16 protein-coding genes are annotated in these 14,002 nt (G+C 41.3%); 12 read left to right on the top strand and 4 right to left on the bottom strand.

Annotated features, from left to right (window positions below):
* Nucleotide 1 precedes the first annotated feature (1 nt).
* The 9 genes from lspA to QUD85_RS11050 all read left to right on the top strand — a co-directional run bounded on the left by lspA (nucleotide 2) and on the right by QUD85_RS11050 (nucleotide 8,550).
* The gene (lspA, locus tag QUD85_RS11090) at nucleotides 2–514 is read left to right on the top strand and encodes a signal peptidase II (RefSeq protein WP_093327124.1); all 513 of its coding nucleotides are present in this window, start codon (nucleotides 2–4) and stop codon (nucleotides 512–514) included.
* Complete coding sequence (gene fkpB / locus QUD85_RS11085) at nucleotides 511–945, top strand: FKBP-type peptidyl-prolyl cis-trans isomerase (RefSeq protein WP_407705068.1); 435 nt, start codon at nucleotides 511–513, stop codon at nucleotides 943–945. The genes lspA and fkpB overlap by 4 nt, the downstream gene beginning before the upstream one ends.
* A gap of 8 nt (nucleotides 946–953) precedes the next feature.
* The gene (ispH, locus tag QUD85_RS11080; protein ID WP_093327128.1) at nucleotides 954–1,883 is read left to right on the top strand and encodes a 4-hydroxy-3-methylbut-2-enyl diphosphate reductase; all 930 of its coding nucleotides are present in this window, start codon (nucleotides 954–956) and stop codon (nucleotides 1,881–1,883) included.
* Nucleotides 1,884–2,170: 287 nt separating this feature from the next.
* Nucleotides 2,171–2,716, top strand: coding sequence for a type IV pilus modification protein PilV (gene pilV / locus QUD85_RS11075; protein WP_093327130.1), 546 nt, complete (start codon nucleotides 2,171–2,173; stop codon nucleotides 2,714–2,716).
* Nucleotides 2,716–3,654: a PilW family protein gene (locus QUD85_RS11070; RefSeq protein ID WP_093327132.1), complete on the top strand. Its 939-nt coding sequence runs from the start codon at nucleotides 2,716–2,718 to the stop codon at nucleotides 3,652–3,654. The genes pilV and QUD85_RS11070 overlap by 1 nt, the downstream gene beginning before the upstream one ends.
* A gap of 4 nt (nucleotides 3,655–3,658) precedes the next feature.
* Nucleotides 3,659–4,141 (top strand): pilus assembly PilX family protein, encoded by a 483-nt coding sequence (locus tag QUD85_RS11065; RefSeq protein ID WP_093327134.1) that lies wholly within the window; start codon nucleotides 3,659–3,661, stop codon nucleotides 4,139–4,141.
* A 149-nt stretch (nucleotides 4,142–4,290) separates the two neighbouring features.
* Entirely contained in the window at nucleotides 4,291–7,824 is a 3,534-nt protein-coding gene (locus tag QUD85_RS11060) for a pilus assembly protein (RefSeq protein WP_143047901.1), read from the top strand.
* Entirely contained in the window at nucleotides 7,824–8,231 is a 408-nt protein-coding gene (locus QUD85_RS11055) for a type IV pilin protein (protein ID WP_093327140.1), read from the top strand. Before QUD85_RS11060 ends, QUD85_RS11055 begins: the two co-directional genes overlap by 1 nt.
* A gap of 4 nt (nucleotides 8,232–8,235) precedes the next feature.
* Nucleotides 8,236–8,550, top strand: coding sequence for a TapY2 family type IVa secretion system protein (locus QUD85_RS11050; protein ID WP_093327142.1), 315 nt, complete (start codon nucleotides 8,236–8,238; stop codon nucleotides 8,548–8,550).
* A 39-nt stretch (nucleotides 8,551–8,589) separates the two neighbouring features.
* Here QUD85_RS11050 and QUD85_RS11045 read toward each other — a convergent pair whose 3' ends face one another.
* From QUD85_RS11045 to nadE, 3 genes are all read right to left on the bottom strand, one after another.
* Nucleotides 8,590–9,183: a GspH/FimT family pseudopilin gene (locus tag QUD85_RS11045; protein ID WP_093327144.1), complete on the bottom strand. Its 594-nt coding sequence runs from the start codon at nucleotides 9,181–9,183 to the stop codon at nucleotides 8,590–8,592.
* Between the two features lie 101 nt (nucleotides 9,184–9,284).
* Nucleotides 9,285–9,848, bottom strand: a complete 564-nt coding sequence (locus QUD85_RS11040; protein ID WP_093327146.1) for a GspH/FimT family pseudopilin — start codon at nucleotides 9,846–9,848, stop codon at nucleotides 9,285–9,287.
* Between the two features lie 95 nt (nucleotides 9,849–9,943).
* A complete protein-coding gene (gene nadE, locus QUD85_RS11035) occupies nucleotides 9,944–10,774 on the bottom strand; it encodes an ammonia-dependent NAD(+) synthetase (protein ID WP_093327148.1) in 831 nt (276 codons plus the stop codon).
* A 151-nt stretch (nucleotides 10,775–10,925) separates the two neighbouring features.
* Here nadE and glnB point away from each other — a divergent pair, with 151 nt between their 5' ends.
* Nucleotides 10,926–11,264, top strand: coding sequence for a nitrogen regulatory protein P-II (gene glnB, locus QUD85_RS11030; protein ID WP_093327150.1), 339 nt, complete (start codon nucleotides 10,926–10,928; stop codon nucleotides 11,262–11,264).
* A gap of 43 nt (nucleotides 11,265–11,307) precedes the next feature.
* On the opposite strand, the gene QUD85_RS11025 is transcribed toward glnB, so the two are convergent.
* Nucleotides 11,308–12,069 (bottom strand): outer membrane protein assembly factor BamD, encoded by a 762-nt coding sequence (locus QUD85_RS11025; RefSeq protein ID WP_093327184.1) that lies wholly within the window; start codon nucleotides 12,067–12,069, stop codon nucleotides 11,308–11,310.
* 128 nt (nucleotides 12,070–12,197) lie between these two features.
* On the opposite strand from QUD85_RS11025, the gene rluD reads away from it, so the two are divergent.
* A complete protein-coding gene (rluD, locus tag QUD85_RS11020) occupies nucleotides 12,198–13,172 on the top strand; it encodes a 23S rRNA pseudouridine(1911/1915/1917) synthase RluD (RefSeq protein ID WP_093327152.1) in 975 nt (324 codons plus the stop codon).
* Entirely contained in the window at nucleotides 13,172–13,921 is a 750-nt protein-coding gene (gene pgeF / locus QUD85_RS11015) for a peptidoglycan editing factor PgeF (protein WP_093327154.1), read from the top strand. Before rluD ends, pgeF begins: the two co-directional genes overlap by 1 nt.
* The last annotated feature ends 81 nt before the right edge of the window (nucleotides 13,922–14,002 follow it).

Raw genomic sequence — 14,002 nt, 5'->3', positions numbered from 1 at the left:
TATGATGAAAGCGTTTAAAACAACAGGATTAGCCTACCTATGGTTAACCGTTATTTTCTTGGTTTTAGACCAAGTAACAAAGCAACTCATTGCGCAAAACTTTTATCTTGGTGAAAGCGTTAATTTGTTACCATTTTTTGATTTAACTTATGCAAGAAACTATGGCGCAGCCTTTAGTTTCTTAGCCGATCAAGGTGGCTGGCAGCGTTGGTTTTTTACCTTTATTGCGATTGCAGCTAGCATCCTTTTTGTATATTGGCTTGCCAAAGAAGATAAAAGTAATACACGTTTAAACGTGGCTTTTTCCATGATGCTAAGCGGTGCTTTGGGCAACTTAATTGATCGATTGATATTTGGTTACGTGATCGACTTTCTTGATTTTTATTGGGGAAGCTATCATTGGCCGGCCTTTAACGTTGCAGACTCTGCCATATTTATTGGCGCGGCGTTTATGATTTTAGACGCGTTTTTGTCTAATGATGACTCGAAAACGACAGCAGGTGAAAAATCATGAGTAGTGTCATAACCGATGCCTCAACAATTTTGGCGCATATCACCATGAAGTTATCTGATGGAAGTGCGGCAGAAAGCACTAAGGTGCATAACAAACCAGCAAAAATTGTGATGGGTAATGCGAGCATCTCACCTGCGTTTGAACAACAAATGTTGGGCTTGAAAGCGGGTGATAGCAAAGAATTTACGTTAGAAGCGAAAGACGCGTTTGGCGAGTCTAACCCTGATAATATCCACTACGTAGACGCAACTAAATTTAGTGCTGACGCTCCGGCAAAAGTAGGTAGTATCATTACCTTTACACAACCGGGTGGTGTGGAGCTGCCAGGCATTGTAAAAGAAGTTTCGGATTTGTCGGTAACGGTGGATTTTAACCATCCGTTAGCAGGGCAGGCGGTTACCTTTGTAATTGATGTCATCGAGGTGAAATAGAGGCTTTCATGGAAATCATTTTAGCAAACCCGCGCGGCTTTTGTGCCGGCGTTGACCGAGCAATTAGTATTGTTGATAGAGCATTAGACTTGTTTGATGCGCCAATTTACGTGCGTCATGAAGTTGTGCATAACAAGTTTGTTGTTAATGGCTTGAAAAACCGAGGTGCGGTGTTTGTAGATGAACTGCATGAGGTGCCGGATGACTCAACCGTTATCTTTAGCGCCCATGGTGTATCAAAAGCGGTTAGACAAGAAGCCAAGCTACGTGGTTTAAAAGTATTTGATGCGACCTGTCCGCTTGTCACGAAAGTGCATATGGAAGTGTCTCGAGCAAGTAGAAAAAACGTTGAGTGTGTCTTAATAGGACATGCAGGTCACCCAGAAGTTGAAGGCACCATGGGCCAATATGAAAGTGACCAAGGCGGTATTTACCTTGTCGAGTCAGCACGTGATGTTGATACACTCGAGGTTAAAAACCCAGATGAGCTCTATTATTGCAGTCAAACAACCTTGTCTGTTGATGATACAGCTGACGTGATAGACGCATTGCGTGCTAAGTTCCCGAATATTGAAGGGCCACGCAAAGATGATATCTGTTATGCCACTCAAAATCGCCAAGATGCCGTGCGAGCTATAGCGCATGAAGTTGACTTAATGCTAGTAGTTGGCGCTAAAAATAGTTCGAACTCTAACCGACTTAGAGAACTAGCGGAAAAAATTGGTACAACAGCTTACCTTATCGACACCTCTGACGATATTAGTTGTGACTGGTTGAAAAACGTATCTAAAGTCGGTGTAACAGCAGGTGCTTCAGCTCCAGAAGTGCTTGTGCAACAAGTGATAGAAGCACTTAAATCTAATGGTGGCACGATCGTATCTGAACACCAAGGCCGCGAAGAAAATATTGTATTTGCGGTTCCTGCCGAATTACGCTAGCCTTATATCTACGAAAAATTGTATATTTCTACTTAAGTCGTTATTCTTAAGTAGAAATAAAGACAATCAAACGACACGTTAAGACTAACAAAAAAGCTTGGAATGTCGTTTGTTATATGGATATTGAGGTATGGGTTAATGCAGTTCACATTTGTGATTTTTAACACATATGGCAAAAACGCAGTAAGCTTAGTAGCCCCAAGGCTGCTAAGGTTTGTAAAAACTTTTCACGTTGTTGTCAGTTGTGCATTAGTTTATTCCTCTCTCGATAGGTTGAGGAAACATGAATGCTGACTAAAGCAGTTTCAAAAAACATTTCTTCTCGCACACCTTCTAAAATTAAGGGGATGACCTTTTTAGAAGTACTTGTTGCGCTTTTCATTATTGTTACTGGCATTCTTGGCGCGGTTGCGCTGGAAGGTGTAGCTAAAAGAAACAGCTATGATGCCATGCAACGCAGTGTTGCGACGTCGTTAGCACAAGATATTATTGAGCGAATGCGCAATAATGAAACTGCTTTGAATGATTATGTGGGTAACTTTGGAAGCAAAGGGTTAACTAAGCCAACAATATGTAAACTGGCTGTCAGTTGTACCGCTGCACAAATTAAAGACCAAGATCTCTACGAATGGGAGCAGGCCTTGATTGGCGCTAATGCTTCAGGTGCCGGTGGACTGTTGTCCGCGACAGGTTGTATCGAGCACACACTTAATGCGGTAACGATTACTATTTCCTGGCAAGGCAGAACAGAAACTAGCGACGGTGGAACAGGTGACTGTGGGGCTGCGAATAATACAAGACGTCAATTGGTTGTAGAGGGGTTTGTGTTTTAATGCAAAAAAGTCAAAAAGGTTTTACAGTATTGGAAATACTGGTCGCTTTAACTATTGGCGTATTTCTGTTCGCAGGCGTATTAAGTATTTTTGTCAGTATGAGAGCGACAACACAAGAAACGTCTGATTATGGAGAACTCCAAGAAAATGGTCGTTTCGCGCTAGCAGTGCTGTCTGATGAACTGCTAAGGGCCGATTTTTGGGGCGATTTTGCATCTAAATTTAGTAAAGATAGTCTCGTCAGCTCACCCGCATCACCAACAGGTGCGGATTGTATCGGTGATGGGCTAAACAATCGCACATTTCCCCAGGCGGTTGGTCCATTTAGAACATTATGGAGCGATGCGGTTTCAGCCGCTAACCCGATAAATTGTATTGCTGACGCAAAACTTAACTCTGATTTATTACAATTAAAACGGGTCGTATCGACACCCGTAACAGCCGCTACGGCAGGGCGCTACTATCTAACCTCTAATTTGTCGGTTGGCGCTATTTATGCTGGCGCTGGTTCCATTCCATTTCTAGAAAATAGCCGAACGTGGGAATATCAGCACAGAATCTACTATATAAGAGAAGAGGGACCATCAAATGTTCCAGTGCTTATGCAAGGTAGATTAACGACAGGAATGGTATTTTCTCCGCTTGTCGAAGGCATAGAGCGCATTCATTTTGAGTTTGGTATTGATACTAATGGTGATGGTTCAGTCAATAGCTTTATCGCTGCGTCGGATATGACGGACGCATATTGGAATGGTTCAATCGATTCAAAAATATTGGCCGTTAAAGTGTATGTGTTAGCTAGAGCGGTGACTGAAGATTTTGACTATACAAATGGAAATACATATCAGTTGGGGCAAATAAGCGTTACACCTAATGATAACTTTAGGCGACTGCTCTTCTCCAGCACAGTTACGTTACATAATTCAGGAGGGGTATAGCATTATGTTTCACCCGACAAAACAACAAGGTATGGTACTCGTTATTGCCTTAGTTTTTCTTAGTTCGTTGACCGCAATTGCTGTGGTGCTTGTGCAAAGCACTACAACCGATATAAAAATGGCTGGCGCGACACAGGAAATGGTAGTTGCAAAACAAGAAGCGATAAGCGCGGTAGATGAGGCTATATACAAACAAGTGACTGGTGGAAGCGCGAATAATAGTTTTGCAAAACCGATCAGCACCTACCCTAAAAACCTAACAAATGACTTAGTCCAAACGAATAAGGGCAAAGACACTACGGCTGAGGTAGGTATTGTAAATAATGAGTTTCAATTAGAAGCAGACTGCCCTCATTCAAATACAGCATCGTCATCGCAAGTATTCACTTGTAACGTATTAGAAGTCAAAGTTTCTAGACAGTACGGTCGTAATAAAGCGAGTGATGTGGATGTTAACGCGGGCATTGCACAACAATTGCTTAGATAAGAAGTAGGATTCGGAGCAAAGCATGAAGAATAAAATCTTAACGTCGTTGGTAGCATTAATATCAATTACTGCATTTGCAGAAGATATTGAATTGTATATCAATGATCGTATCAAAAAGTCAGCGAATAATGCGAAAGTACTTATAATTCTTGATAATTCTGGAAGTATGGGGGGCTACTTTTTCGGCCAAAGAAAGTTATAACCCAGCAGAAGATTATCCCGCGGTTGGATCGCTCAATGCTTTTGCCGAGAGAATGGTTTATTTCACTAAAGGTGGTGTCGATGGCTCTTCACTACCAGTGCCAGATAGCCCAAGTGAAGCTAGACGATTTTTAGGGGCAATTAACAACTGTGCAACTGCAAGACATTTAATCGAAACCAAAGGTTTCTATACGGGATACATTAGAGAGTATGTCCAAAAAGGAAATTCAGGCAGCTGGCAAGAAATTCCCGACAATAATGGCGCAAATATAGAGGTAATTGATTGTAAGGATGATGTTGATGGCATACCAGAAACATTTACTCCAAGCGTTGATTCAAGTATTAACTTAGGGGTAAACCCAGCGACCGGCAACACTTTTAGCGCTGATGGTCAAGATGGATATCCTGTTAATGGTTTTGGTGATAAGAAAAACCCAGTGTATTTTGGTTCGAAGGAAGACTCAGAAAATACTGTGGCTTGGACAGGCCAGCTGGTAACACTTTATTCAGATAATTACCTAAGATGGCACCATGGTGAAACGATTGCTGAGACGTTGAAAACACGTTTAGAAACGGCTCAAGAGGCGATAACTAACGTAATTGAAGCGACGCCAAGTGTGCAATTTGGTATCGAGGTATTTAATTATAATTCGAAAGATTCTGGGGCCGATGGTGGGCGTATTATCGCCGGCATTAAGGAGATGAATGCCACAAACAAATCCAGTATATTAGACTTGGTCAACAATCAGCTTGCCGCAGAAACATGGACGCCTTTATGTGAATCGTTATATGAAGCGCATCAATATTTCAAAGGCGGAGCAGTAACCTTTGGCGACAAAGATAAGAACTTTGGAAGTTCATATAAAGGCAATACGCCTCCACAAGATATGACAGCTCAGTCGAGCGGCACATATGTAAGTCCGTTTGACGAATGTGTCGATACAGCTTATGTTATTTTAATCACCGATGGTCTACCCACTCACGACAATGATGCTGATAGCAAGATTTTAGCATTGTCATCTTTACAACCAAAAAGAGATTCAGATGGTATCGTCATCACTGATGCAGATGGCGCGCCTGTTATGGAATCAGTGAGCTTTTCTGGCTCGCCATACACATTGCCAAACGGTAAAAAGAGTTATCTACCCGCGTTAGCAAGCTGGATGTCCAGTCAAGATATGAACCTAGACCTTGATGGGAAACAAACAGTGGTTACCCATACCATAGGATTCGGTATTGAGGAAGTAGATAGTGATGGTAACACCGTCCGAGAAGCTGAAGGTGTTCTGTTAGAAACTGCTAATCAAAGCGTTGATGAATATGGCCGAATAATTGGTAAATATCAATACGCTGATAATGGCGCAACTTTGGCGGAGGCAATATCGAATTCATTACGAAATTTGGCAGCCGCAAATGATACGCTAACGTCAGCATCAGTTGCCGCCAATAACTTCGATAGAACTCAAACCTTAAATGCGGTTTATTATGCGATGTTCGATCCGCAACTTGGCACAAGATGGCAAGGTAACCTTAAAAAGTATCAAGTTAAAAATGGCTTGCAAGTAGGTACCAATGGAAAGCTAGCTGTCGATCCGGCAACTGGACACTTCTCTACGCAGGTACAAAGTTTTTGGTCTAAAGATATCGATGGAAATCGTGTCGCCTCTGGTGGTGTTGTTGATTGGTATAGAAGTGCAACCGCTAGAAAAATCTACACAGATTTGTCTGGATCTTTGCAGGAATTTAATAAGACAAATTTAGTCAATGCCGGACTTAATCTTGAAACAGAGTTAGACGTAGCCAGTGAAAATGTCGATGAAATGCTTGATTGGATAACGGGTAAAGATGTCGATGATGAAAATAATGACGGAAAGGTAACTGATTATAGACCTGATACATTTGGCGACCCGTTGCATTCGAAACCACTCGTGGTGAACTATGGCAATAGTATACGTATTTTAGTCGGTACTAATGCTGGTGCCTTACATATGTTCGAAGATAAGGGCGCTACAGTATCTGAAAATTGGGCATTTATGCCTTCAGAGCTACTTGATATTCATAAATCCCTTCGCCAAAACGATGTAGCCAGTTCTAAAGTATATGGTATCGACGGAAAAATTACGTCATATGTGAAGGACTATGACGGCGACGGTATTATTGAAAGTGGTGACAAAGTCTATATCTTTTTTGGACTAAGACGTGGTGGCAGTAGTTATTACGCGCTTGATATATCAAGCCCAGGTAATCCAAAGTTAATGTGGAAGATTGACAATAATTCGCTTGGCTTTAGCGAACTTGGACAATCTTGGTCGCAACCTAAAGTCGCTTATTCGAAAAAGAATGCTGTAACAACGACAGATACTGATGGAAATAAAGTGTATACCGCTAAACCAGTACTATTTATTGGCGGCGGATACGATATAGCTAAAGACAATAGAAGTAATGCCGGTGGCAACGATACCAAAGGCAGAGCACTGTATATGATAGATGCTGCGTCTGGGGCTTTATTGTGGAGTGCTTCGCCAACTGGTGGTACAACCCTGTTTTCTGGTACAGATAGTATCCCGTCAAGTTTAGCGCCGCTAGACAGTGACGGAGATGGTTTTGCTGACCGATTATACGCTGGAGATACTGGTGGAAACCTATGGCGCGTTGATATGCCTGATGCTGATACAAGTAAATGGAGCGTATTTAAACTTGCTGAGCTCGGCGGTACAACACATGCTAGCGATCGCAGGTTTTTTAATGAACCATCGATTGTGAGAACATTGGTTGTCGAAACGATGAAGGCTGATAATGCCAATGGTCAGCCTGTTATACGAAAAGTCGAAAGACCTTACGACGCTATTTTGATTGGTAGTGGTGATCGTTCAAATCCTTTGGCAGAGAACAATCAAGATGCCATGTTTATGATCAAAGATAGTAACGTGAAAACGCAGACTTTTGGTGGAACAAGTGGTGCGACTGTGCCGTCTGCTATTACATTAAGCGATCTATATGATTATTCTGACAATCCATTTTCTAAAGTATCTTCAACAACGGAAATAGAGACGCTTTCTTTAGCCGTTAGTGAGAAAGATGGCTGGTTTGTGAACTTAAGTGTTACTGGGGAAAAGAACTCCGCTTCAGCAATCGTAATTAATGGTGTTGCTTACTTTACAACATACTCACCACCACCATTGGGAGGGGAGTTAGTCAATTGTAGGCCGCCTGCGGGAAGCGGTTGGTTGTATGCGATTGATTTGGCAAAAGGTTTAGCTAAATATGCATGGCAATCGGAAGATACTAAGAATAGAGAAGATAGAATCGCCTATGTTAGTGAGCAGTTTTTGGGTGCCCCAACCTTAATCGTATTGCCGGAGGTAGATGGTGACTCTACTTCAACAAGTAAAGGTAATATTATTGTTGGACGTAGGATTATACCTGTTGGCTTCGAGCTAAAAACGATGAAAACTTATTTATATGTTGAAGAGGAGCAGTAATGTTTAGCAAGGCTAATATATCCGGGTTCACGCTTATAGAGCTTATGATAGCGGTTGCTATAGTCGGCATCTTAGCGTCTATCGCCTATCCTACATATACAGATCATGTTACTAGATCTAATAGAACGGAAGGCCATAGGGAATTAGTAAGGATAGCAAACCTGCAAGAGCAACATTTTATTGATAACAAAAGTTATACAACCGACTTGAAAAAATTAGGTTTAAATGCAAGTCCGTTTATAACGGAAAATTCACACTACTCTATTTCAGCGGCGGTAAATGGTGCTACGTTTACGCTTACAGCAGTACCTCAAGGAAGCCAGGCGTCGCGCGACGCATGTAAGAATTTGTCCATTACACATACTGGCAGAAAATCGGCCTCTGGAACAGGTAGTTGTTGGGAGTAAAAATATGAAAAGATTAGTATTGGCAACCGCTTTAGCATCGTTACCGTTTAACTTAGCATTTGCTGCTAAAAAAGATACGGTAAAGAAAATAGATATAAAATGTCATGTCGAGTTCACCGACAAAACCCAAGCAATAGTGTTTACGGTTGATAAAGAAAGTAAAATAAACACTAAAACAAAGGGTATTTTAGGCCAAAAATTTTACAATATAAAAAGAAAAAAGGAGTCTAGAGTAGTTAAAGCTTTTGAATGTGTCGCATTGCAAGATGAATTTAAAACATTAGCGGCAAAACGCCTAGACGAGGTTACACCAAAATAAAAAAGGCGGCAATAAGCCGCCTTTTTCTTATGCTGTATGTTAAACGCAAGTTAGTGCTGTACCTGCTCTTGTTTCATTGTCGCCATCCTTGTCATAATCTTTAGTCGTTAATACTCTTCCTGAGGTCGATACTTCTATACCTCTATTAAACTCCGTCTTATCTTCAGGACAATAAACAATAGTGCCACTTACTTGAATAACTAAACTGCCGGTTGGGCTGTAAATAAGCTGATTAGGCGTAAAAACCACAGTATCGCTTTGATTAATCGCTTCTTTTATTAATATCTCAGTATCATTCGCATTGTCGTAAACAATGCTATTTGCAATTGAATTTTCACTATTTGAAAAGACAGTTATTTCGTTGCCCCAGTTATTCGAACATGTATTGTTTGCGTCTAGAGGGCAAACAGTGACAAATTTCCCTGTATTAATAGCTTCGTTACGTGCCGACAAGAAAACTCGCTGAAAACTGTTAATCTCGTTGTCCACTCTATTTTTTACTAAAAAATTGCTTAAGGCGGGCAAACCAATTGCCGCTATTATGGCTACCACACCGATACTCACGATTAATTCAACGAGAGTAAAACCTTTACGCTTTTGTATTGTTAAGGCAGTTTTTGTTTTGTTATCCATGCCGTTCCCTTCTATAGACTGCTGAGGTGTTACCTCCTATAAACATCATTTATATCAATTTATTGTTCTTTACTCTACTTTTTAATACGTAAACATTAGTATTAATTGCAAAGTATCGTTTTTCCAGAACGTGTTTTTTCAATATCGCTACTATCTTGGTTTACCGATTTATAGGTTCTTCCACTGGGTGATACGATAAGCCCTTTAGCATATCGAGGCATTCCTATTGGACAAATTTTAAAGGTGCCATTTGATAATCCGCGAAGCCTTCCTGTAGGAGCGAAAGCGATGTATCGCCTTTTTGAAGAAAAGTAACGATGGTTTGTTTCAAAACTTGATTCGGAAATGTTAATAACCTCTTCTTTACTATCTAACTGATAGTTTCTATTCGCATCACTAAATACCGAGATAGCTGATTGCCAATCATTAGAGCACTTATTGTTTTTCAATGGACAAACAACAGTTACGTCGCCGTAGTTAACCGCATAATTACGAGCAATTGAAAGCGTTCTTTGCAGCGTTATTATCTCTTTTTGCACCCGTTGTTTTACAATAAATTCTTCTATACTGGGTAAAGAAATACTCATAAATATAGCGATTAAACACACAGTAATAAGCCCTTCAAGCAATGAAAAAGCTCTAGACGTGTAGTGAGAAGTAATCATGATCACATCCTTGTTTCTTAGAGTCGTGCGTCCGTGCACAAAAAAAGGCTACAAATCGTAGCCTTTTCATTATAGTCAAGCTTTTACAAAAGTGATTAATCGTAAACAGTCGGAATGGCGAGGCGTTTATGCTGCGTTTTACGGTATGTATCGACAATAACTTTTTCAACCTCTGCAGACACCCCTTTGCCTTCTAAAAAGTCGTCAAGCTGGTCATAGCTTAACCCAAGAGCGTCTTCATCTTTTTTGCCTGGCTCAAGGTCTTCTAAGTCCGCCGTAGGGGCTTTAGTGACCAAGCGCTCTGGTGCACCCAAATGCATAGCGAGCTGTCGAACTTGGCGTTTAGACAAGCCAAATAATGGGATCAGATCACACGCACCGTCACCCCATTTAGTGAAGAAGCCAGTAATATTTTCAGCGGAATGATCTGTACCTAACACGAGCGCACCAAGAATGCCGGCAATATGATATTGCATAACCATACGAGTTCTGGCTTTTACATTACCTTTTGAAAAATCAATTTGTCCTTCGCTAGCATCAAGTAAGTCTGCCTCTTGCAAACCTTTGAGCGTTTCTTCATGTATGCCTCTAGCACCCGCATATATGTTGGTTGTTACAGACTTACTAGGTTTGATAAATGAAAGTGCAAGTTGCGCATCTTCTTCGTCGGCTTGTACATAGTAGGGTAGTCTCACTGCAATAAATTGATATCCGCCACCATGTTCTTGATTAAGTTGCTCAACCGCTAGTTGTGCTAACCTGCCGCAGGTGGAAGAGTCGATACCACCGCTAATGCCCAGTACTAAATTTTTTAGTCCGGAAGCGACAAGTTGTTGTTTGATAAATGCCACACGACGATTAATTTCAAAATCGACATCAATTTCAGGTAAAACCTTCATTTCTTCGATGATCAATTTCGGATCCATTGCTATTCCTTACAGGGTATTGTTAAACGAGGTTAGTGTATCAAATAATACGTCAATAGATACCAAAAAAGATTTCACTTATATGCTTTGTTTATGCAGTCTTACTTTGTACAATCAAGGTTATTAATTCGATGCATTAGGAATATCGGCAATGAAAAAAATAGAAGCGATCATTAAGCCATTTAAAATGGATGACGTAAGGGAAGCATTAGGAGAAATTGGCATAACAGGTATGACTGTATCTGAAGTCAAAGGCTTTGGCCGTCAAAAGGGGCATACAGAGCTTTATCGCGGTGCAGAATATATGGTCGACTTTTTGCCAAAAGTTAAAATAGAGATTGTCGTTGCTGAAAGTGAAGTTGACAGATGTGTGCAAACAATTGTTGATAATGCACATACGGGTAAAATTGGTGATGGTAAAATATTTGTCACATCGGTTGAACGCATCGTGCGCATTCGAACAGGCGAAGAAGACGAACAAGCGTTATAAAAAAAAGGCCAACTTGATGTTGGCCTTTTTTTTAGTTTATAAATTAATTGACGAGCGAGTTATTTGGGTAATTCGCTGCTAGCACACGCAAAGTGTTAGTGCGTAAATCTTCTAACTCCATTTCTTCATAACACTTAACCATGATTTCTAACGCTTCTTCTACTTCTGGGCTCGGTGAATAGTATCTAACGATGTATTTACCGCGGTTTGCAGCAGACGCCCAAGCGTCGCGTTTCATGTAGAATTTAGCTACTGCAAGCTCGTATTTAGCTAAACGCGATTTAATGTCCATCATGCGCTTACGTGAATCGTTTGCATACTTACTATCAGGGTAGCGAGAAACGACTGTTTTAAAATCTGCGAATGCGTCGCGTGCGGCTGTAGGATCTCTATCTGAACGGTCTATGCCAACTAAATCTTGGAATAGGTTTTCTTCCGTCGACAAGTTAATAAGTCCACGCATGTAGTAAACATAATCTAGGTTTTGATTATCAGGGTTTAAACGAATAAAACGATCCGCTAATGCAATGCCTTGGTCAGCATCGCCGCTTTTATAATAAGCAAAAAGTAAATCTAGTTGTACTTGATGTGATACAGGACCAAACGGGAATCTAGAATCTACCGCCGACAGAATTTGAATGGCTTTTTGGTATAAGCCTACGTCAAGCGCTTCACGTGCGTCAGTTAGCAGCGCCTGAGCTGATTTATCAGGAACAACTTCTAAATCATCTTCACTTGATGATGAGCAGCCAGCTAGGCCAAAAACTAGAAGTACTGTTGCTACTTTTAGGGTCAGATTTTTCATAATATTAAAATCACACATCTGTTTTAATAAAATTTGTTAGGCGTTAATCGCCACAACGAGGTAAAATAATTGCAAGCATTCTAACTCAGCAATCGTGTCTTGCACAGCGCTAATTCAAAGAGAGTTCCATGTCAGAACAAATTGAACACAAAGAAACCGTCCCAGAATCATGTCTTGGCAAACGTTTAGACCAAGCTTTGGCCGAAATGTTTCCAGAATATTCAAGATCGCGCATAAAAGAATGGATTTTAGCTGGCCATGTCAGTGTAAATGGCGCTGTAATTAGCAAAGCACGTGAGAAAGTACTTGGTGGTGAAGCTGTTATAATTAAGGCCGTCGTCGAAGCAGAACAACGATTTGAAGCGCAAGATATTCCCCTAAATGTGGTTTACGAAGACGATGATTTACTTGTGATCAACAAACCTGCTGACTTAGTTGTTCATCCTGGTGCAGGCAATCCAGATGGCACTATTTTAAATGCCTTGCTGCATCGTTACCCTGATATTGCAGTGGTTCCTAGAGCAGGTATTGTTCATCGACTTGATAAAGACACAACAGGTTTGATGGTTGTTGCGAAAAATATCGCTGCTCAGACATATTTAGTCGATGCCCTCCAGCACCGAGAAATTACGCGTGAATATGAGGCGATTGCCAGTGGTCAAATGACTGGTGGCGGCACGGTTGATGAACCAATAGGCCGTCATGCGACAAAGCGTACGCATATGGCCGTGACTATATCCGGAAGACCATCGGTGACACATTTTCGTGTTATGGAAAAATTTAGATTGCATACGCGCTTGCGACTGCGATTAGAAACGGGCCGTACTCACCAAATCAGGGTGCATATGGCCCATATACAACATCCGCTTGTCGGGGATCCTTTATATGGCGGACGCCCACGTCCACCAAAAAATGCAACACCTGAGTTGCTCTCTGAACTTCGTGGTTTCAAAAGACAAGCATTACATGCAGCAATGTTGTCACTGTATCATCCCACGACTGGAGAGTTGATGACTTGGCATGCAGATGTGCCAGAGGATATGGTAAAGCTCACGGATACGCTTCGAGACGATTCCAATGAAAATCAAGAAGTTGAATATTAATGAATAGTGACGCGTTTATTGATATCGCGTTTAATAGCGCCAATGTTGTAGCATTCACTACGACAATCCATCACCCAGAGGGTATTGCAAAGTCGGGTGACTTTGGCGCATTTAATTTGGGCCTGCATGTTGGTGACGATGCTAACATTGTCAATCACAATCGTGCGACCTTATTGAGCAAATTGCCAGCGCAGAGTCAGATCCAGTGGCTAAATCAAGTGCACGGCATAGAATTGGCTCAAATATCAACACCCAGCACCAACCCGATTACAGCTGACGGACAATTAACATCTACTAAGGGCGCAGCACTTGCCATTATGACGGCAGACTGTTTGCCTGTGCTACTTGCCGCTAAATCAGGCGATGAGATTGCTGCCTTGCATTGTGGCTGGCGCCCCCTAGCTGCGGGGCTAATAGAAAAAACCATTGAACAAATGAAAACGTCTGCCTCAGATATACAAGCATGGCTTGGCCCATGTATATCAAAACAGCACTTTGAAGTGGGACAAGATGTCCTCGACGCTTTTAAGCAACAGGATTTAAATTACTCTTCTTTTTTTCAGCCAAAATCTAAAGCGGGTAAATACCTTGCAGATTTGCAGGGAATAGCGCGTTATAAACTGCAACAGTTAGGTGTCAAAGATGTAACACAATTGGCCCGCTGTACTTATACTGAAGAGGACACATTCTACTCTTATAGACGTCAACCAAATACAGGACGCATGGCTAGCGTGATCTGTCTCAAATAAGATAATTTTCATGTAAACGCTTGAAAAATCGCCATCTACCCCTATTTATTTAGTAAACGTAAGACCAGTAATATGGCAATA

Origin of the sequence: Thalassotalea agarivorans (assembly GCF_030295955.1) — a bacterium.
Classification (GTDB): domain Bacteria; phylum Pseudomonadota; class Gammaproteobacteria; order Enterobacterales; family Alteromonadaceae; genus Thalassotalea_D; species Thalassotalea_D agarivorans.
This window is presented reverse-complemented; position numbering and strand designations above follow the sequence as displayed.